Here is a 19,629-nt window from a genome sequence, read left to right on the forward strand (position 1 = left end):
TTTTTACAGCTCCCCGTGCGCTCTTTTTACCGTCTCCTCAATTAGCTTCTGCATATCTGGGTCAGAGGATTTTCCATTCCCTGCCTCCGTAACGTCTGCGAGCATGTGAAGACCTGTGCCTTCATTTATCTCACTGACCTCTGCATTCCTGCTCTCATCCTTATGGATATAGAGCAGATATTCAATATTTCCTTCCGGTCCCCTCACCGGTGAAAAATCAAGATTCAAAACATTAAAGCCGATTATGTCAGCAAAATCGATTACCTTGCGGATAACCTCTTCATGAGTTTCGGGCTCTCTTACCACACCCTTCTTTCCAACTTTTTCCCTTCCTGCTTCAAACTGGGGCTTTATGAGACATACCATCTCGCCGCCGTCCTTTAAGAGCTTTCTTGCGGGAATAAGAATTTTAGTGAGTGATATAAAGGACACATCCACAGATGCAAAATCAAGATCATCATCTATGTCGTCCCTTGTCAGATATCTGAAGTTTGTCTTTTCCATGCAGACAACCCTCTCATCTGACCTGAGCTTCCATGCAAGCTGTCCGTGACCTACATCAACGGAGTACACCTTGGAAGCACCGTTCTGGAGCATGCAGTCCGTAAAACCACCGGTGGATGCTCCTATATCCATACACACGAAGCCGTCCAGTGTCAGCTCAAAGCTCTTCATCGCCTTTTCAAGCTTAAGACCTCCTCTGCTGACATAGGGGAGCTGATCTCCCTTGACTTCAAGTGATGTAATTTTTGATTCATCGAAGGATGTTCCGGGCTTGTCCTCTCTCTGTCCGTTTACAAAAACATCGCCTGCCATAATGACAGCCTTTGCCTTTTCACGGGAGGTAGCAAGTCCTCTGGAAACAAGAATAACATCCAGTCTTTCCTTAGCCATTTGTAGTTATTTCCTCGTATTTTCTAATTACCTTTTTAGCAACAGACTCGGCGTCAACACCCAGTTCCTTGTAGAGCTGGTCGCAGGAGCCGTGGGTTACGAATTCATCTGGAAGAGCGATGCAAAGCTGCACGATATCAATCTCCTCATCACATATGAATCTTCTGACCTGATCTCCGAATCCGCCTGAAACCACATTCTCTTCCATGGTTACGATGAGCTTGTGCTTCTTAGCTGCCTCTCTGATGTAGTCACCATCGATAGGCTTAACAAATCTGGCATTTGTGAGTGAGCAGTTATAGCCCTTTTCAATGAGAATATGCCTTACCTTCTCCGCAGTCTTAACCATGCTTCCGACAGCAAAAAGAACGATATCTCTTTCCTTGTATATGGGTTCAGCCTTGCCCATCTCTATGGGCGCTCTGAACTCCTGAAGTCCATCGTAGGCGTTACCTCTGGGATATCGTATGGCAGTAGGTCCGTTAAACTGTATCGCAAACTTCAGCATATCTGAAAGCTCCCACTTATTCTTGGGTGCCATGATGTGCATATTAGGCATGCTTGAAAGGTATGACAGATCGAATATTCCCTGGTGGGTCTCTCCGTCGCTTCCTACAAGTCCGGCTCTGTCAATTGCAAAGGTAACCGGCAGATTCTGAAGGCAGACATCCTCAAGTACCTGGTCGTAGGCTCTCTGTAAAAATGAGCTGTAAACCGCAAATATCGGATGGAAGCCGCCAACAGCAAGTCCTGCCGCAAAGGTAACTGCGTGCTCCTCTGCTATACCTGCATCAAAAAATCTGTCAGGATACATATTCCTGAATCTCTTAAGACCGGTACCATCAGCCATAGCCGCTGTAATAGCAACCGCCTTGGGCTCTCTCTCACCGATCTTACACATAACTGTGCTGAAAATATCCTGATAATTAGCTGTGGTTCTGGGGTTCCTCGGGATTCCGTTTTCAATAAGGAACGGCTCTGTTCCGTGGAATCTGGCAGGGTGCCTCTCAGCAGGCTCAAAGCCCTTACCCTTTTTGGTAACCACATGTATCATAACGGCCTTACGAACCTTCTTGGCTTCGCGGATAGCCGCTCTTAAAGCTGAGATATTATGTCCGTCTATGGGACCAAGATATGTTATTCCAAGATTTTCAAAAACCATTCCGGGCACAAAGAGCTGCTTAAAGCTGTTCTTAGCTCGTCTGATTCCCTTAACCATCTTGGGACTTGAATTCTTAAGTGAATTGTAGATATCATCCCTTAAATTAAGGTATCCCTCATTTGTTCTAACCACGTTGAGGTACTTTGCCATTCCGCCTACGTTCTCAGAAATAGACATCTCATTGTCGTTAAGAACCATGATGAAATTCGTATCAAGCTTAGCCGCGTTATTGAGGGCTTCGTATGCAAGTCCGCCTGTAAGTGAGCCGTCACCGATTACGGATACGATGGTGTACTTTTCATCGGCAAGCTGTCTTGCTCTTACCATTCCAAGTCCTGCAGACAAACTGGTAGAGCTGTGTCCTGTATCAAAACAGTCACATGGAGACTCTGATCTCTTGGGGAATCCGCTCATTCCGCCAAATTTCCTAAGTGTATCAAAACCGGCCTTACGACCTGTAAGCACCTTGTGGGTATAGGACTGATGTCCAACGTCCCATATTATCTTGTCCTTAGGCAAATCAAGCTCAAGATGAAGCGCCATGGTCAGCTCAACTGCACCCAGATTTGATGCAAGATGTCCGCCTGAAACACTTATCTTTTCTATAAGAAAATTTCTTATCTCCTGAGCTAATTCCGGGAGCTTAGCATTCGGTATTTTCTTTATGTCATTTGGTTTATTTATGTTGTCCAGTAACATATTCACCCTCATCCGGCACTATGTGCCGTCTTCTTCAACAAGAAGACTTTATAGTATTTTTTAAGCTATCACTTGTTTCTGGAAATCATCCAGGTAACAAGCGGTACAATGAATTCCCCGCTGCCTTCATATTTTGACAGGATATCTACTGCCTCATTTGAAAGCTTCTCAACCTCTGCCTTCGATTCCTCAAGTCCGTGCAGTGTGACATAGGTTGTCTTCTCATTTTTCTCATCGGATCCGATGGGCTTTCCAAGCTCAGCCTCATCTCCTGTGATATCAAGGACGTCGTCCTGAATCTGGAATGCAACGCCTATCTTCCTCGCTGCCTGCTCTATATCATTAAGAGTCTTATTATCGGCTCCTGCAAGTATTGCGCCTATCATCATGCTGCTCTCAAGCATGGCAGCTGTCTTATTTTCATGGATAAAAATCAGTTCCTCAGAAGTAGCCTCTGCCTTGCCCTCTGCCTCTATGTCCGCGCACTGACCGCCAACCATGCCGTAGATTCCGGCCTTCCTTGTGAGTATCTCAAGGGCCTTGGCTCTTCTGTCGCTGATGTCTCCGTCGAAGGGTGTAAGATCAGCCTTACAGTAAAATACCTTGAGTGCTGTCTCGTATGCGTAGTTCAGAAGTCCGTCGCCTGCAAGAGTAGCCATTCCTGCGCCGTAAACAACATGGGTTGTTTTCCTGCCTCTTCTGTACTCGTCATTATCCATGGCAGGCAGATCATCATGAACAAGAGAATAGGTATGTATCATCTCAATAGCTGCCATAAAGGGCTCAACAACCTGTAAATCCTTGCCACCAAGGAGTCTGTACATCTCCATCATAAGCACAGGTCTTATTCTCTTTCCGCCGGCCATAACGCTGTAATTCATGGCCTCGATAACCTTCTTCTGGTATCCTTCCTCAGCAGGAAGATATTTCCTAATGATCTCTTCTGCTTCTCCAGCCTTCTCGTCAAGTAATTTCACAAATTCCGACATCACTCAAAATCCTCCGTCTGTCCGTCAGCCATGACCTTCTGAACCTTTTTCTCTACCTTGTCAATCGAATCATTGCAATGCTTTAAAAGATCCATTCCTTCCTTGAAAAGCTTGAAGGAATCCTCAAGGGAAACATCGCTTTTTTCAAGTTCTTTTATTTTCTCATCAACGGCACTAAATGCCTCTTCTATCGTAAGTTCTTTCTCTTCGCTCTTTTTAGCCATATTGACCCTCATCCGGCACTTCGTGCCACCTTCTCCCAAAGGGAGAAGGCTTATTATTTATAACTTCGCTTTTTCACCTCTACAACTTCAGCACCGATAACACCGTCACTCACATTGATCTCAAGCTTATCGCCTGCGCTCACAGCCTTGATGCTCCTGATATTCTTACCCTTTTCATCAGATACGTATGAAAATCCCGACTGGAGCTTATCAAGTGGACTTAAGGCTTTAAGTCTCTCAATGTCCACATCCAAAAGATGCCTCTTTTCTCTTATGATATCCGTGATCAGTCTCTCGAGTCTCTCTGCGCTCTGAGCCGCTCTCATTCTCTGATCTCTGATCTTAGCTGCAGGTGACAGGTGCTCTAAAAGTCTCTTATCACTTGCTGCCTTGTCGCGGAGTCTTTCGATTTTCTCATTCATGCGCCTGTAAAGGATATCAGCGTATGCGTCTATATCCTGGAGCAAAAGGTCTATCTCATAAACCGCAAGCTCTGCCGCCGCTGATGGTGTGGGCGCTCTAAGGTCTGCCACAAAATCCGCTATGGTCCAGTCCGTCTCATGACCCACCGCAGATATTATCGGGATGGGACAGTTAAAAATCGCCTCGGCAACCTCCTCTTCATTGAAGGCCCAGAGGTCCTCTATGGAACCACCGCCTCGTCCTACAATGATAACGTCCACATTCATATCCGTCAGAGTGGAAATTCCGCGAACTATGCTATCCTTCGCCTGATCTCCCTGAACTATTGCAGGGTACAGATATATCTGCACATAGGGATTCCTTCTGGTGGAGATATTGATTATATCCCTTACAGCTGCGCCTGTAGGAGCAGTTACAACTCCCAGTGTCTTTATATGCTTGGGAATCTCCTGCTTGTATTCCTGTGCGAACATTCCACGTTCGGCCAGTTCTTTTTTAAGCTTTTCAAAACGCTCAAATAAAGCACCTGCTCCGTCTAACTCAATTTTTGTAGCATAAAGCTGGTACTTACCATCACGTTCATATATATCAACCGATCCTGTGACCTGAACCTGCTGTCCCTCCTGCATTTTGAACTTAAGTCCTGTAGCAGCGTGACCTCGGAACATCACACAAGAAATCGCTCCGGACGCATCCTTAAGCGTAAAGTAGATGTGACCGGAGGAATGATATTTGCAGTTACTGATCTCTCCCTTCACCGTAAGGGATGAAAGAAGATAATCCTGCCTGAACATATTTTTTATATAAGAATTAATCTGCTCAACTGTATATACGTTACGCAAACTTAGCCAGCACTCCGTTTACAAAGGAGGATGCTCCGTCCTGACCAAATTTCTTAGACAGTTCAACCGCCTCGTTAATTGCCACTCCGGTAGGAATAGAATCATCAAATTTAATCTCATAGACAGCAAGTCTCAAAATAGCAAGCTCTACCTTGCCGATACGACCTGTATCCCAGCCGGTAGTAACCTCATTTATAAGCTTGTCTATCTCAGGGAGCTTATCTGCTATGCTCTCATAGCGAGTCTTAACGAAGTTAACGTCTGACTCGCTCATCTCTATATCATTTGTCTCTATGAACAGATCCTCCTGCTCTCTCATCTCTTCCTTGGTATTGAACTCAACACGGAAAAGAAGCTGAAATACCTGTTCTCTTAATTCTGATCGTTTCATAATATCCTCTGTACTTTATTATTCTGGCATTGTGATTCCTGCAATACGAACATTGACATCTGTAACGTCAAGTCCTGTCATGCTCTCGATAGAGCTCTTTACTCTATCCTGTACGAGCTTACTTGTAGCAGGTATATTGTAGCTATAGTTCATAAGTATGGACATATCCACACGAACTCTGCCCTCATTTACGAAAATTCTTGAGCTCTTCTGAATGTTCTTAGGGCTTGCCTTCTCTATATTTTCGCTTGTATAATTACCAGCCATTGCACTTACGCCCTCAACCTCAAGTGCTGCAAGAGCTGCAATCTTGGAAACCACATCATCAGCAATCTTAACTGATGCGATTCCCTTAGACTTAATAAGTGTATTATTCTGTACTTCCTTTTCCATAATAATCACGTTCCTTTCATACTGAAATCCTTATAATTATACAAGAAACCACCACAATGGGCAACTTTTTTGAACCTTATTGACGTGGGGGAGAAATAAGCCCCGCTGTGCATTCAGGGCCGAAAAAGAGCGATTGTGGTGGTTAGACGTCAAGGAGTGGTGGTGTGTAGAGCCCACCTAAAGGTCAATTTGTACTTCATACCGTCAAGGAATGATTTAGCGTACCCAGCAAGCCAATAACGTAGAGGGCTCCTTGAATCAAGCGTGGATGGGTGTGGCGGAGCAGTTGGGGAGGCGAGGCAAGTGCATCGGCGAGAGTTAAAGGTGAGGAAAAAAGTAAGGCCTCACGGTTGTGCATGAGTAATCGCACAGTTCTCGGACGAGCAGATTGATTTTAGAATTGAAAAATCCCTGAAATGCTGACTTTTCTGAGCGAAGTCGATAGGAAGCATTTCAGGGATTTTGAGATTCTAAAATCACTGCGCAGCCGTAAACGTGCGATTAAGCATGCATAAACGGGAGGCCGTATTTATCACTTATTCTTCTTATTCTCGTCGATGTACTTGTCGAGCTTGTCGAGCTGCTTGGAAGCGAATGCTTTACCGCCGATACCGAAGGAGATCGCAAATGCTACAGCAAGACCTGCAATAATGATGATGAATGCAGAATTAACGATTGTTGTAGCGATACCAAGCTGATTAAGAACCATGATGATTCCGATTATGAATACAACTGTCTTAGAAACAAGTGCGTAACCATCCATACCGTTCTTCTTAAGTGCCTTCTCTGCAAGGATTGCAGCAAAGTATGTAAGTGTAAGAACGATAACAGCAGCAAGAACCTTAGGCATGTAGCCAATGATTGCAGCGCCGATGTCTGTAAGAACCTTAAGGTCTACTACAGCGAAGCCCTGTGCAATGAAGATGATGTTGATAACAACCTGTACTACTGTGCCTGTAACCTTTGAAAGAACGAACTTCTCTGTCTTACCCTCTGTAATATCTGTGAGCTTCTTATCAACGCCTGTTGAAGCAAGGAGCTGTGTTACGATCTGACCTGCGAATCTGCCGATAAGGTAACCAACAAATACTACAAGGCAGCCGATAACGATACGAGGAATGTACTCGATAACAACTGAAAGCATGTTTACAGCAGGAGCTGTGATTGCATCAATCTTAAGTACATTAAGTGCAACGATGAATACAGGGATCATGATAAGAACATACACGATGTAAGCAAGTGTGTATGAAAGCTTAGCATTGTCCTTTACTTCCATACCAGCCTTTGCCTGAAGCTCATCAAGTCTGAGTCTTGCAAAGAGAGGTGCAAGAAGTGCACGAACTGTTGTTGCGATGATGTTGCCGACAAAGATAACGATTATTGCGGCAATGATGCTGGGAACATATCCCCAAACTGTGTTTAAGAGCCCCATGATAGGACCAGAGATGCTGTCAATCCCCAGCGCCCCAAAAATAGCCGGGATGAAAAGCATAAATACCAAGAAGTAAACCAGCTTACTGATGTAAGTAATTGTTACTCCGGGTCTCGGACCGTCTGCTCTTGACACGATAAAGCCAAGCTTAGTGTGTGTAAGAAGCTTGATGATCAGTGATTTAGCGATAGAAGCAGCAATGTAAGCTACAAGTAAAATGAGCAGAGCTACTACCACCTTTCCAAATCCCCCCAATAATCCGGTCATGAAGTTTGTAAAATTTAACATACCATTTCCTCCTTGTTTTCACAAAACTAAATACATTCTATCACCGGAAACAGTTATGTTCAATCAATATTGTTAACATTTTGTCACTTTTTAATTCGCTTAATACAGCCAAATAATGAGGGTATATTGTTCATCAAAAGTGGTATAGGAAACTGTGTTATTCGAGCCTTCCATGTAACCAAAAACATTCTGCTCTGTTATGAGATTTTTAATAAATTCGTCGTAAACTGCGCGGGTACTGCACTTAATTGTTACATTATTGCTACCATCTGAGTATCTTCTCTTAAAAAGTTCTCCAAGGGCACCAAAATCGTTCTCCGTGAAGTACTCTCCTTCTCTCACATAGTAGTTATTCCTCATGGAGGTGCAGTCCGGAACAGGAAGTGTCTCGGAGATGGTGTGGGTCTTGTTTATATCCTGAGTTGTGCAGCAAAGATAGGTGTAGTTAATAAGCGGCAGCTTTTGTGAGCTGTCCCCACCTGCCTCAAAGCGCTGATAGGATGAATCTCCCCAGGTGGTATCTACATAGGTATACTCTCCGTCCACAAGAACAAGATTCCATGCGTGTCCCACTCCCGCAACCTTACCGGTAACGAGGGTCGTAGGAATTCCAAGCTTATTAAGAAGATACTGCGTAGCCTTGGCATAGCCCTGACATACTGATCTTCCATATAAAAATACCGAGCAGATATTCTGGTTATCCGGAGCATCTGCGTCATATTCAGTGTTGGTTATGAGATAGTCATAGATGTACTTGACCTTGGTGTAGCCATCGACATTTGAGGGTACGCCGGCGAGACAGGTCTGCACATACTCATCTATCTTCTCCTGTCTTGCGGCGATCTGCTCAGCACTATAGATATAATTTCCGGTAAAGGAGATTTTCTTCAAAACTCCTGCCACAGTGTATCTGGTGTAGGTATAGCCATCCATATAAAAAAACTCGGGATGATCGGCTAAGACAAACTGGCACACCACATCAAGAGTTTCCTCATCAAGGGTGGAAACCACGATATCCTCAGCCCTGTTCTGAATGATCTTATAAAGCTCTACATAGAGAGTCTTACCGTCATTTGTAAGATGCTCATAGGCATAGTTGCCCTCCTGTGACTTCTTTATTTCATCTATATCCACAGGAGAAAGGCCTATTTCTGCACGCTGTTTTTGCTGGTAGGAATCACTGAAATAGGTGGTTGAATCCTTGCCCTTTTCCTCCTCAGTCTCCTCAACCTCCTTGCGTCTTCCGGTGCGTCCGGTCTCAATCTCTATCTGAGTAATAAGGTCATCGATTGCCTTGTTGACCTTATCTGCATCAAAAGCTGAGTCATCTGTGTTTTCACTTTCAGCAGCAGTCTCAGAAGTATCAGCTTCTGCGCTGCTATCTGCAGGAGCTGATTCTTCCGCAGAAGTGCTTTCCGATACATCTACTGCAGCAGAGCTATCGCTATTATCAGTACTTATTGCATCGGCACTGTCTGTATCATCAGTCTTAGCTTCGCCAGATTCCTCTGTAGATGCAGCCTCACCAGCTACAGATTTATCCTTTTTTCCAAAGCCAATCTTATCCCCATCATTAAGGAGATTATTGTCCTGGAAAAAATCAGACACGGAATCGTTCACACTACTGCAGGCTGTGAGCATCGTGCACATGCATAAAAATGCAAAAAAGACAGATGCTTTCCCTATTAAGTTTTTAAAACATCTGTCTTTCTTCATAGTTTAGTTCTTTCTGAATTCGCTAAGTGAGAGTCCCTTGTTTCTGTCAAGAACCATCTGCGGACTCCACTCGTTAATAAAGATAAGAAGCGGTCTTCCGTTCATATCCTTGATCTTCTTCATATCTGAAGTTCCAACAAGTGAATTCATGTCTACATCTTCATTGTCTACCCAACGTATATACTCATATGGTAACATATCCAGAATAATTTCGACATTATATTCATTCTGAAGTCTGAATTTAAGAACGTCAAACTGGAGGACACCGACAACTCCGACGATAATCTCCTCCATACCCATATTAAATTCCTGGAAAATCTGAATGGCACCTTCCTGCGCTATCTGCTCGATACCCTTAACGAACTGCTTACGCTTCATGGTATCAACCTGGCGTACTCTCGCGAAATGCTCGGGAGCGAAGGTCGGAATTCCTTCATATTTAACTGTGTCCTTAGGCATGCAAACCGTATCACCTATTGAAAAGATGCCGGGATCAAACACACCCATTATATCACCTGCGTAAGCCTCACTTAAAATCTTACGCTCATCAGCCATAAGCTGCTGAGGCTGTGAAAGTCTGAACACTTTTCCTGACTGAACGTGCTTAACTTCCTTATCAGCATCATATCTACCTGAGCAGATTCTCATGAATGCCACACGGTCTCTGTGAGCCTTATTCATGTTAGCCTGGATCTTGAATACGAAGGCTGTAAACTCATGATCCTTAGGATCAATTACTTCACCCTCTGAATCTGCTCTTCCACTGGGCGGTGTAGCCATCTGAAGGAAGTTGTGAAGGAAAAGCTCAACACCGAAGTTCTGAAGAGCTGATCCGAAGAATACAGGTGTAAGCTTACCTGCTCTAACCTCATCGAGGTTGAACTCAGCACCTGCTCCGTCCATAAGCTCGATCTCGCCCTCGAGATTCTCAAGAGCCTCCTCTCCGATAGTGGAAATGAGCTGATCTCTGTCATCCATAGGAATGATAGTCTCAGTTCCTTCCTTTGTTCCCTTCATAGTATCCTGGAAGGTAACGACATGCTTCTCTCTTCTGTCATAGATTCCCTTGAAGTTCTTACCTGAACCGATAGGAAGATTCATGGGACATGTAGCTATTCCAAGGTGGTCCTCGATATCGTCGAGAAGCTCATAGGTATCCATGGCATCTCTGTCGAGCTTGTTTATAAATGTAAAGATCGGAATGTGTCTCATTGTGCAGACCTTGAAAAGCTTCTTAGTCTGAGGCTCAACACCCTTACTTGCATCTATTACCATGACCGCTGAATCCGCAGCCATAAGTGTTCTATATGTATCCTCTGAGAAATCCTGGTGTCCGGGTGTATCAAGAATATTGATGCAGCAGTCCTCGAAGTTAAACTGAAGAACTGATGATGTAACTGAAATACCACGCTGTTTCTCAATCTCCATCCAGTCAGATACTGCATGTCTGGCTGTAGCCTTACCCTTAACTGAACCTGCAAGGTTGATGGCTCCACCGTAAAGAAGGAACTTCTCTGTAAGTGTAGTCTTACCTGCATCAGGGTGGGATATAATCGCAAAAGTACGTCTCTTATTTATCTCTTCTGTAATCTGGTTGTTACTCATTTTAGACCTTTCTGAAAAACTCTAATACATAACTCTGCGCAAAGAAATACGCATCTTACCTATTTTAAGGAAAGATGCGTATAAAGTCAAATAAATCTTGCCTTCTCCCCTGGAGAGAAGCACCGAATGAGGACCTGTTACAGCATTGAAGTTCCTTCAAACTCCGGCTTAATTCCAAAGTAATCAAGCACTGTAGCTCCTATATCCGCAAAGGTACTTCTTGTTCCGCGGTTTCCGGTCTTAACATTCTTACCATACATGATGAAAGGAATGTACTCTCTTGTATGGTCTGTGGTCTTCTGATAGCTGGGATCACAGCCGTGGTCAGCTGTCATCATGATGATGTCATCATCCTTAAGCTTGGCAACCATCTCAGGAAGCTTGGTATCGAAGTAATTAAGAGCCTTGGCATAACCATCGATGTCTCTTCTGTGTCCATAGAGCATATCGAAGTCAACAAGATTTACAAAGCAAAGGCCATCGAAATCCCTATCCATATAAGCCAGTGTCTTATCAATGCCGTCTGCATTTCCTTCTGTAAATACAAACTCTGTAAGTCCTTTTCCTTCAAAGATATCACGAATCTTACCTACACCGAGGACATCCTTGCCTGCTGCCTTGAGCTGATCAAGCATGGTTGTCTTCGGAGGCTCAAGTGAGTAATCATGTCTGTGAGGTGTTCTTGTGTAGTTGCCGTTCGAACCAACAAAAGGTCTTGCAATTACACGGCCAACTCCAAGATCACCCTGAAGCATCTCTCTCGCGATGTGGCAGTACTCGTAAAGAGTCTCAAGCGGAACTACCTCCTCATGAGCTGCAATCTGGAACACACTGTCCGCTGATGTATAAACGATAAGGTCTCCGGTTTTTACATGCTCATCGCCGTAGTCGTTAATAACCTGAGTTCCTGAATAAGGCTTGTTGCAGATAACGCCACGTCCAACTCTCTTAGAAAAAGCATCAAGAAACTCCTGCGGGAATCCGTCAGGGAACTTCGGCATGGGCTTAGGTGAAATCACACCTGCGATCTCCCAGTGTCCGATGGTTGTATCCTTATCCTTACTTGCCTCCTGGCATCTTGCGAATGCTGCTGTAGGAGCATCTACTGCAGGTCTGCAGTCAACACCATCAATATTGAAAAGGCCCATAGCGCCCATGTTGGGCATATCAAAGTACTTGCTTGTAGCACAGGCTCTGATTGTGTTCACGTCAAAATCGCCGTACTCAGCTGCATCGGGCTCTTCGCCAATTCCAAAGCTGTCTAAAACTATCAAGAATATTCTTCCCATAAAAGTATCCTCCTCTATAAACGCTAATTTATGTCTTACTAAATGTTGTCGGATGTCCGTTTTTGTGATGTCGTGCAAAATACGCACGACAACAAAAAAGGCTCCTAGGAATTAATTTAGAAAAGGGGATGCGAAGTCTCGCATCCCCTTTATTTTACCATATTTCGCCCTCATCCGTCAGCATAGCTGACACCTGTCTCCGCTCCGCTTCGGTCCGCGCAGAACCGACGTCCACTGGACGTCGTGCGCCCCAGAGGGAGAAGGCGAGCTAAATAATTACTTCTGTGCTACATCCTTCATTGAGAATGAGATACGTCCCATGCGATCCTTGCCAAGGCATACAACCTTAACCTCATCGCCAAGAGTAAGAACATCCTCAACGTGGTCGATACGCTCGTTAGCGATCTTGCTGATGTGAACCATTCCCTCTTTACCGGGAGCGAACTCAACGAATGCACCGAACTCCTTGATGCTTACAACTGTACCTGTGAAGATCTGGCCCTTCTCGAAGTCTGTTGTAATGATGTTGATCATGTCGATAGCCTTCTGCATCATATCCTTATCTTCGCCGCAGATGCTTACCTTACCGTCATCTGTGATGTCGATCTTAACGCCTGTGCGGTCGATGATCTCGTTGATAGTCTTACCTCTCTGACCTACAACATCACCAATCTTATCAGGATCGATCTCGATAGAGATGATCTTAGGAGCGTACTGGCTAACTTCCTTACGAGGCTCAGCGATTGCCTTGCTCATGCACTCATCCATGATGAAGAGACGAGCCTGACGGCACTGAGAAATAGCCTGCTCAACGATTGCCTTTGTAAGACCGTGGATCTTGATATCCATCTGGATAGCTGTGATACCTTCCTTAGTACCTGTTACCTTGAAGTCCATGTCTCCGAAGAAGTCCTCAAGACCCTGGATATCTGTAAGTACTACGAAATCGTCATCTGTATCGCCTGTTACAAGACCGCAGCTGATACCTGCAACCATCTTCTTGATCGGAACACCTGCTGCCATAAGTGACATACATGATGCACATGTGGAAGCCATTGATGTTGAACCGTTACTCTCAAATGTCTCTGATACGCAGCGGATAGCGTAAGGGAACTCTTCCTCTGAAGGAAGTACAGGGAGAAGCGCTCTCTCTGCAAGAGCTCCGTGACCAATCTCACGACGTCCGGGGCCTCTTGAAACCTTAGTCTCACCTACTGAGTAAGCAGGGAAATTGTACTGGTGGATATATCTCTTACCTGATACGTAAGGATCAAGTCCTTCAACCTTCTGCATCTCTGAAAGAGGAGCAAGAGTTGTAACGTCGCAGATCTGAGTCTGTCCACGAGTGAACATTGCACTACCGTGAACACGAGGAATAAGATCGATCTCAGCTGCAAGAGGACGGATCTGATCAAGTGCTCTTCCGTCAGGACGCTTGTGATCCTTGAGGATCATCTTACGTACAGTCTTCTTCTCATACTGATAAATAGCTTCGCCAAGGATTGCAAGCCACTCTTCGTTGTCAGCGAACTTCTCTTCAAGACGAGCAGTGATGTCAGCGATGTTAGCCTCTCTCTTCTGCTTCTCATCTGTGAATACTGCGTTCTCCATCTCTTCCTGAGGAACAACTTCCTTGATTGCATCAAAGAGCTCCTGAGGAACTGCACAGCTTGCATACTCGTGCTTCGGCTTACCAACCTCAGCTACGATGCCCTTGATAAACTCAATGAGCTTAAGGTTAACGTCGTGTGCAAGGTAGATAGCTTCCTTCATCTTCTCTTCAGGAATCTCGTTACATCCTGCCTCGATCATGATAACCTTCTGACCTACTGAAGCAACAGTAAGTCTCATATCACCCTTATCCCACTGCTCCTGAGAGGGATTAACAACGAACTCGCCATCGATGATACCGATCTGAGTCATTGCACAAGGGCCGTCAAAAGGAATGTCTGAAATAGAAACTGCAACTGAAGCACCAATCATAGCTACAAGCTCAGGACGGCACTGTGTGTCTACTGACATTACCATTGTCTCGATTGTTACATCATTTCTGTAATCCTTAGGAAAAAGAGGACGCATAGGTCTGTCGATAACTCGGCTTGTGAGAATTGCATTCTCAGAAGGCTTACCCTCGCGCTTGTTAAATCCTCCGGGGAATTTTCCTACAGAATAGAACTTCTCACCGTACTCTACACTAAGAGGAAAGAAGTCGATTCCGTCCCTGGGCTTATCGGAAGCTGTTGCTGTACAAAGTACTGTTGTGTCGCCGTACTTCATGAATGCGCATCCGTTAGCCTGCTTACCAACTTTGCCGATCTCGATTGTAAGAGTTCTTCCGGCAAGTTCTGTTGAAAATGTTTTCATATTGTTCTCCTTCTCGCGCCATCCTCGGGCGCATTGTTATGTAAACTTATTAGTTATTACCTTTGTAATTAAAAAAAGTGGCAAATAAAGAAACAAGGCGGAATAAGCCGACTATTTCTAATCGGCATCCCCGCCCTATTATCCCTTAGGAAATTATTTTCTGAGTCCAAGATCAGCAATAAGCTTACGATACTTCTCAAGGTCGTTCTTCTTGAGGTATGAAAGAAGAGCACGTCTTCTACCTACCATCTTAAGAAGACCTCTTCTTGAGTGGTGATCCTTCGGATGTGTATTAAGGTGCTCGTTGAGCTCCTTGATTCTGGTTGTAAGAATAGCAACCTGAACCTCCGGTGAACCTGTGTCGCCAGCTTTTCTAGCGTACTGATTGATAACTTCTGTCTTCTTTTCCTTTGAAATCATGTTTCGTCTCCTTTTTGATTACAATTTGCCGTATACCAGGAAGCGGCTGGAGTACCATCATCCGAGTATCGGTAATAACAACATCGTTCCTCACATGAGAAACCAATTGATTTTAACATAGACAACTATGCTTGTAAAGCCTTGTGAACAGTTTCTTCTATTTACAGTAGATTATTAAATGCAATTTTGCTACAATGAAATAGTACATACGCTTAATTTTTCAGCTATTCACTCTTGTTTCTATATGAGAGGAGTCAGCACTATGTTAAAAAAATCATCCGATAAAAAGGACAACACTCTGATCGACGATTTCGGCATAATTCAGACTGGTAGTAAAAAAAGAACCTTCATCTTTGTCGCGCTATGCCGTATTCTGTCCATTCTACTAATAATCCTGGGCATCGTAACCATTCTCAATCCATAAGAAGGTGAATTCCATGAGCGAAACAAAAAGAAGAATCCACGAAGTTCTTGAAGCTTCACAGACAGGAGATGTCTCCTCCCGCGCATACGATCTGCTTATGACCACTACAGTAATTGTGGGCATGATTCCTCTTGTCATGAAAACCGAGAGCATATATCAGCGACAGATCGATATCGCTACCTTTGTAATTTTTCTCATTGATTACGTCGCCAGAGTATATACCGCCGATTACAAGATGGGCTATAAAAGCATCAAGGCTTACATAGCCTATGTTTTCACACCGCTTGCCATAATCGACTTCCTTGCAATGCTTCCGATTCTGTATGTTCTTTTCCCTGTAAGCAGCACTCTGCGTCTTTTCAGACTGTTCAGAGCCTTCAGGGTAATCAAGCTCGTTCGCTATTCCAAGACCATGGTAGTAATCGCCAATGTTCTTCGAAAGGTCAGAAAGCAATTGGGCGCGGTTCTCATACTGATCGCCATTTATATTTTCATATCTGCCATGCTGGTGTTCCAGCTTGAGCCTGATCTGTTCGACACCTTCCTTGATGCTCTGTATTGGGCAACAATCTCTATTACAACCATAGGCTACGGAGACATATCTCCCACTACGACGCTGGCCCGCATAATAACCATGTTCTCCGCCCTTGTAGGAATGGCAGTCATCGCTCTTCCCACTGGTATAATCACCGCCGCTTATATGGATGAAATCAGAAGGAAAAAGTCCAAGTACGAGTTATAACATATCAAAGAAGTTTCTTCCTGCCTCAAGGTCAAGCGAAAGCTGACTCTGGAGGGCATCAACTCCGGAGAATTTCTGCTCTTTTCTGTGGAAGGTCAAAAGAGCTATCTCCAGATATTTTCCATATATATCATCATCGAAGTCGTAAATATAGGTTTCAACACTTACCTGTCCGTTATTGGAAACAGTAGGTCTGCAGCCTATATTTGTCATGCCGTGGTGCTTCTCCCCGTCTATTCTTACCTCTGAAAAATAGACTCCGTAGGGCGGAAGGCATTTCTCGTCGGGCGGAAGAAGATTAACTGTAGGAAAACCTATAGTCCTGCCAAGCTTCTTACCATGCTCAACAAAGCCGCCTACATAATAGGTCTCACCGAGGAGCTCTGCTGCTCTCTCCATCTCGGCTGCAACGATTTCTTCCTTAATAAAGCTGGAGCTGATATTTCTTCCAAACATCTGAAGCTTCTTAATGGCGTGTGTTCTATAGCCAAGCTCCGGTGCCAGCTTATTAAGAAGAGCAAAATCTCCTCTTCCCTTATAGCCATAGGAAAGATCGTCTCCTGCTGCGATATATGCAGCATGCATCTGGTCATGCAGAATTTTTCTTACAAAATCCTCCGGCATGGTATGTGCCGTCTCCGCATTCATGGGGAATTCCACCATAATATCGATACCAAGCTTTTCAAACTTTCTGCGCTTCTCATCCCTTGTAAGAAGCTGCGGCTGTTTCTTTTTAGAGAAAAATACAGCCGGCGGCGGATCAAAGGTGAATATGGTCGCCTTCATTCCCTGATCCTTTTTATCAAGTATATGATTAAGGAGCTTCTGATGCCCCAGGTGAACACCGTCAAACTTACCAATGGCGACAGCAGTAGGACCTTCTATATGAAATTGTGCGTCGCCTGAAATTATCTGCATTAGTATTATTTACCCTCTCTTCTCCCTATTAGGGAGAAGGCTTTATTGTTGTGTATAAAAAAACTTCTCAACCCTGAACTGCCCGGTCCGCTCGTCACATTTGTAGATTCCAAAGAACGTTCCATCCTCCGAATATACTCTTACTCTTGTTCCGTCGGCATAGAGCTCTTGGGGCTCTACGAAGTCCTGCTCGTCCTCGGGGGCTTCACTTACAAGGTTCTCCACCCTGAAGCTGTTTCCGTTTTCAAGCATTCTTCTGAAATCATCCTTAACTATGCAATAATCAAGGTCCCTGAAAAGGCTCTCTGTTGAAGCAACAATCTCCTCTACTCTGCCCTGATCTCTAAGCTCTTCTATCTGATCAAGAGTGCGGGCTGTTTCAAGGTGGAAGCTTCCCACAGCAGTTCTTGTGAGGTGCTCCATTGCAGCACCACAGCCAAGTGCCTCTCCTATGTCATTACATAAGGTTCTGATGTAGGTACCCTTTGAGCACTTTACTTCCATAGTGAAAATATGCTCATCCTGAAGATGGGATTCGTCCAGAATTGTTATCGCCTCGATATTTATTCTTCGGTGCTTTCTCTCAACCTCTTTACCCTGTCTTGCAAGCTCGTATAATTTCTTGCCGTTTATTTTTATAGCGGAATACATAGGCGGAATCTGATCATATTCGCCCACAAACCTTTTTACAGCCTCGTGAAGCTGCTCGCTTGTGACATTAACCTCTTTTTCAGAAAGAACGCGTCCTGACATATCCTGAGTATCAGTTGTCACACCAAGTCTGCACACCGCAATATATTCTTTATCATGATCGGTCAGCATATCGCAAAGCTTAGTGCCGTTTCCTACACAAATAACAAGGACTCCAACCGCATCCGGGTCCAGAGTCCCTGTGTGTCCGATCTTTTTCATCTTTAAAATGCCACGGAGGCGCGCTACAACATCACTTGATGTATAGCCTGCCTCCTTGTAAACATTGATAAGTCCGTTATACATATAACCTCATTTAGCATTAACGCCCTTTAAATCTCTCTCGATATACTCAGAGAGACTGTTAATTATATCGTGCTGAGTTCCGTTCATTGTACAGCCCGCAGCTCTTGCATGGCCGCCGCCTCCGAACAGCTCTGCTATCTTGGCAACATTTACCTTGCCCTTTGATCTGAGACTTACCTTGTACTCAAGGCTTCCGATCTCATACATGAAAACTGCACACTCAGTTCCCTTTGTCAAAAGAAGCTGGCTCACGATTCCATCAAGATCACTGGATGTAACCTGATAGAAATCCATGGTCTGTCTTGATACAACGCTGACGATGCAGTCACCGTGCATAATGCGCATGCTCTCAAGAAGTGCTCTTCCTAGGATCTGATTCTGCACATAGGTCTTTTCATAAAATACCTGATCAATGAGTTCGCCGAACTCAAAGCCATAACTGATAAGATCAGCTGCAACCTTCATGGTGTTGGGTGAAGTGTTTGAATACTTAAACACTCCGGTATCTGTAATGATACCCATGTAAATTGCCTTGGCAATATTTGCGTCAAGCTTTTCACTGTCCATGCAGTTGTACACAAGCTCTGATGCGGAGCTTGCTGTGGGAACGATATAGTTCTCATCACCTGTTCCCTGATTGCTTATGTGATGATCGATATTAACTGTTTTCTTAGCTGCATCAAAAAGCTTCTCAGCATTTCCAAGTCTCTCTTTTCCGCAATCAAGCGCAAAGAAAACATCATAGCTGTCTACATCCGTCGTATACTCAGTATTAACCTCATCTATAGCAGCTATAACTTTGTAGCTGTCGGGGATATTTTCAAGGAAAACATCCACCTTAAGCTCCGGGTAATTCTTTTTCAAATAGAGATATAATGCCATGTTGGAGCCTATACAGTCTCCATCGGGGCGGATATGTCCGCTGATGGCTACAGTTTTTACTCCTTTTACCAGTTCATCAATTCTCATTATAATTCCTCATCTGAATCGGAAATATCTTCGTCAGTTTCGCCTCTGGCTGCCTTTGCAGCTGCATCCTTGGCTGCGACCTCGTCGATTTTCTTGGACATATTGATCGCATACTCGATGGAATCGTCCATGATAAATCTGAGCTCAGGTGTGTTGCGCATGTTAAGTTCCTTGGCAACTGTGCTTCTGATATAGCCGGCAGCTGATTTTAAGCCCTCCTCCGTGCGGAGTCTGTCTTCATCGTTACCCATAACAGACACCCACACCTTGCAGGTCTTAAGATCCGGAGCAACCTCAACATCCATTACAGATGTCATGGGGCTGATCCTGGGATCCTTGCTGAATCTGATAGCCTCAGATATAACCTTCATAACTTCGCCGTTAATGCGAATATTCTTTATACTGTTTTTTCTCATATTGTGCTCCTTAGTACCGTTGAAAAAGTACCG

At 44.4% G+C, this 19,629-nt stretch carries 19 protein-coding genes; 2 read left to right on the forward strand and 17 right to left on the reverse strand.

All coding sequences use genetic code 11. The features are described from left to right. Nucleotides 1–3: 3 nt before the first annotated feature. The 13 genes from G601_RS0120540 to rpsO all read right to left on the reverse strand — a co-directional run bounded on the left by G601_RS0120540 (nt 4) and on the right by rpsO (nt 15,131). Nucleotides 4–894: a TlyA family RNA methyltransferase gene (locus G601_RS0120540; protein WP_026666455.1), complete on the reverse strand. Its 891-nt coding sequence runs from the start codon at nt 892–894 to the stop codon at nt 4–6. Beyond that, nucleotides 887–2,755: a 1-deoxy-D-xylulose-5-phosphate synthase gene (dxs, locus tag G601_RS0120545; RefSeq protein ID WP_026666456.1), complete on the reverse strand. Its 1,869-nt coding sequence runs from the start codon at nt 2,753–2,755 to the stop codon at nt 887–889. The genes G601_RS0120540 and dxs overlap by 8 nt, the downstream gene beginning before the upstream one ends. A 68-nt stretch (nt 2,756–2,823) precedes the next feature. Beyond that, the gene (locus tag G601_RS0120550) at nt 2,824–3,744 is read right to left on the reverse strand and encodes a polyprenyl synthetase family protein (RefSeq protein WP_026493396.1); all 921 of its coding nucleotides are present in this window, start codon (nt 3,742–3,744) and stop codon (nt 2,824–2,826) included. Further along, on the reverse strand, nt 3,744–3,968 hold the full coding sequence (gene xseB / locus G601_RS0120555; protein WP_026493395.1) for an exodeoxyribonuclease VII small subunit: 225 nt from the start codon (nt 3,966–3,968) through the stop codon (nt 3,744–3,746). Before xseB ends, G601_RS0120550 begins: the two co-directional genes overlap by 1 nt. 53 nt (nt 3,969–4,021) lie before the next feature. Beyond that, a complete protein-coding gene (xseA, locus tag G601_RS0120560; protein ID WP_026666457.1) occupies nt 4,022–5,233 on the reverse strand; it encodes an exodeoxyribonuclease VII large subunit in 1,212 nt (403 codons plus the stop codon). Beyond that, nucleotides 5,226–5,624: a transcription antitermination factor NusB gene (gene nusB / locus G601_RS0120565; protein ID WP_026493393.1), complete on the reverse strand. Its 399-nt coding sequence runs from the start codon at nt 5,622–5,624 to the stop codon at nt 5,226–5,228. Before nusB ends, xseA begins: the two co-directional genes overlap by 8 nt. A gap of 18 nt (nt 5,625–5,642) precedes the next feature. Continuing rightward, the gene (locus G601_RS0120570) at nt 5,643–6,017 is read right to left on the reverse strand and encodes an Asp23/Gls24 family envelope stress response protein (RefSeq protein ID WP_026493392.1); all 375 of its coding nucleotides are present in this window, start codon (nt 6,015–6,017) and stop codon (nt 5,643–5,645) included. A gap of 532 nt (nt 6,018–6,549) precedes the next feature. Next, nucleotides 6,550–7,737, reverse strand: coding sequence for a mechanosensitive ion channel (locus G601_RS0120575; RefSeq protein WP_026666458.1), 1,188 nt, complete (start codon nt 7,735–7,737; stop codon nt 6,550–6,552). A gap of 99 nt (nt 7,738–7,836) precedes the next feature. Continuing rightward, complete coding sequence (locus G601_RS25520) at nt 7,837–9,453, reverse strand: transglutaminase domain-containing protein (RefSeq protein ID WP_051206129.1); 1,617 nt, start codon at nt 9,451–9,453, stop codon at nt 7,837–7,839. Nucleotides 9,454–9,456: 3 nt separating this feature from the next. After that, nucleotides 9,457–11,058, reverse strand: coding sequence for a peptide chain release factor 3 (locus G601_RS0120585; protein WP_026493390.1), 1,602 nt, complete (start codon nt 11,056–11,058; stop codon nt 9,457–9,459). Between the two features lie 137 nt (nt 11,059–11,195). Then, entirely contained in the window at nt 11,196–12,347 is a 1,152-nt protein-coding gene (locus G601_RS0120590) for a phosphopentomutase (protein ID WP_026493389.1), read from the reverse strand. A gap of 276 nt (nt 12,348–12,623) precedes the next feature. Further along, nucleotides 12,624–14,711, reverse strand: coding sequence for a polyribonucleotide nucleotidyltransferase (locus G601_RS0120595; protein ID WP_026666459.1), 2,088 nt, complete (start codon nt 14,709–14,711; stop codon nt 12,624–12,626). Between the two features lie 153 nt (nt 14,712–14,864). Further along, nucleotides 14,865–15,131 (reverse strand): 30S ribosomal protein S15, encoded by a 267-nt coding sequence (gene rpsO / locus G601_RS0120600; RefSeq protein WP_026493387.1) that lies wholly within the window; start codon nt 15,129–15,131, stop codon nt 14,865–14,867. Nucleotides 15,132–15,393: 262 nt separating this feature from the next. Between rpsO and G601_RS26360 the strand changes: the two genes are divergently transcribed. Both G601_RS26360 and G601_RS0120610 read left to right on the forward strand, forming a co-directional pair. After that, nucleotides 15,394–15,555, forward strand: a complete 162-nt coding sequence (locus tag G601_RS26360) for a hypothetical protein (RefSeq protein WP_155829614.1) — start codon at nt 15,394–15,396, stop codon at nt 15,553–15,555. Between the two features lie 13 nt (nt 15,556–15,568). Beyond that, nucleotides 15,569–16,297 (forward strand): ion transporter, encoded by a 729-nt coding sequence (locus G601_RS0120610; protein ID WP_035791252.1) that lies wholly within the window; start codon nt 15,569–15,571, stop codon nt 16,295–16,297. Here the strand turns inward: G601_RS0120610 and ribF are convergent. Genes ribF through rbfA form a run of 4 tightly spaced genes read right to left on the reverse strand, consistent with a single transcriptional unit; the run spans nt 16,292 to nt 19,596 of the window. After that, nucleotides 16,292–17,215 carry a riboflavin biosynthesis protein RibF gene (gene ribF / locus G601_RS0120615; RefSeq protein ID WP_026493385.1) on the reverse strand — a complete coding sequence of 308 codons (924 nt, stop codon included), beginning with the start codon at nt 17,213–17,215 and terminating at the stop codon, nt 16,292–16,294. The two genes, G601_RS0120610 and ribF, sit on opposite strands and share 6 nt — an antisense overlap. 42 nt (nt 17,216–17,257) lie before the next feature. Next, nucleotides 17,258–18,211, reverse strand: a complete 954-nt coding sequence (truB, locus tag G601_RS0120620; protein ID WP_026666461.1) for a tRNA pseudouridine(55) synthase TruB — start codon at nt 18,209–18,211, stop codon at nt 17,258–17,260. Between the two features lie 6 nt (nt 18,212–18,217). Further along, a complete protein-coding gene (locus G601_RS0120625; RefSeq protein WP_026666462.1) occupies nt 18,218–19,180 on the reverse strand; it encodes a DHH family phosphoesterase in 963 nt (320 codons plus the stop codon). Continuing rightward, nucleotides 19,180–19,596, reverse strand: a complete 417-nt coding sequence (rbfA, locus tag G601_RS0120630) for a 30S ribosome-binding factor RbfA (RefSeq protein WP_026493382.1) — start codon at nt 19,594–19,596, stop codon at nt 19,180–19,182. Before rbfA ends, G601_RS0120625 begins: the two co-directional genes overlap by 1 nt. Nucleotides 19,597–19,629: the final 33 nt, after the last annotated feature.

Origin of the sequence: Butyrivibrio sp. FC2001 (assembly GCF_000424125.1) — a bacterium.
In the GTDB taxonomy this organism is placed as follows: Bacteria; Bacillota; Clostridia; order Lachnospirales; family Lachnospiraceae; genus Butyrivibrio.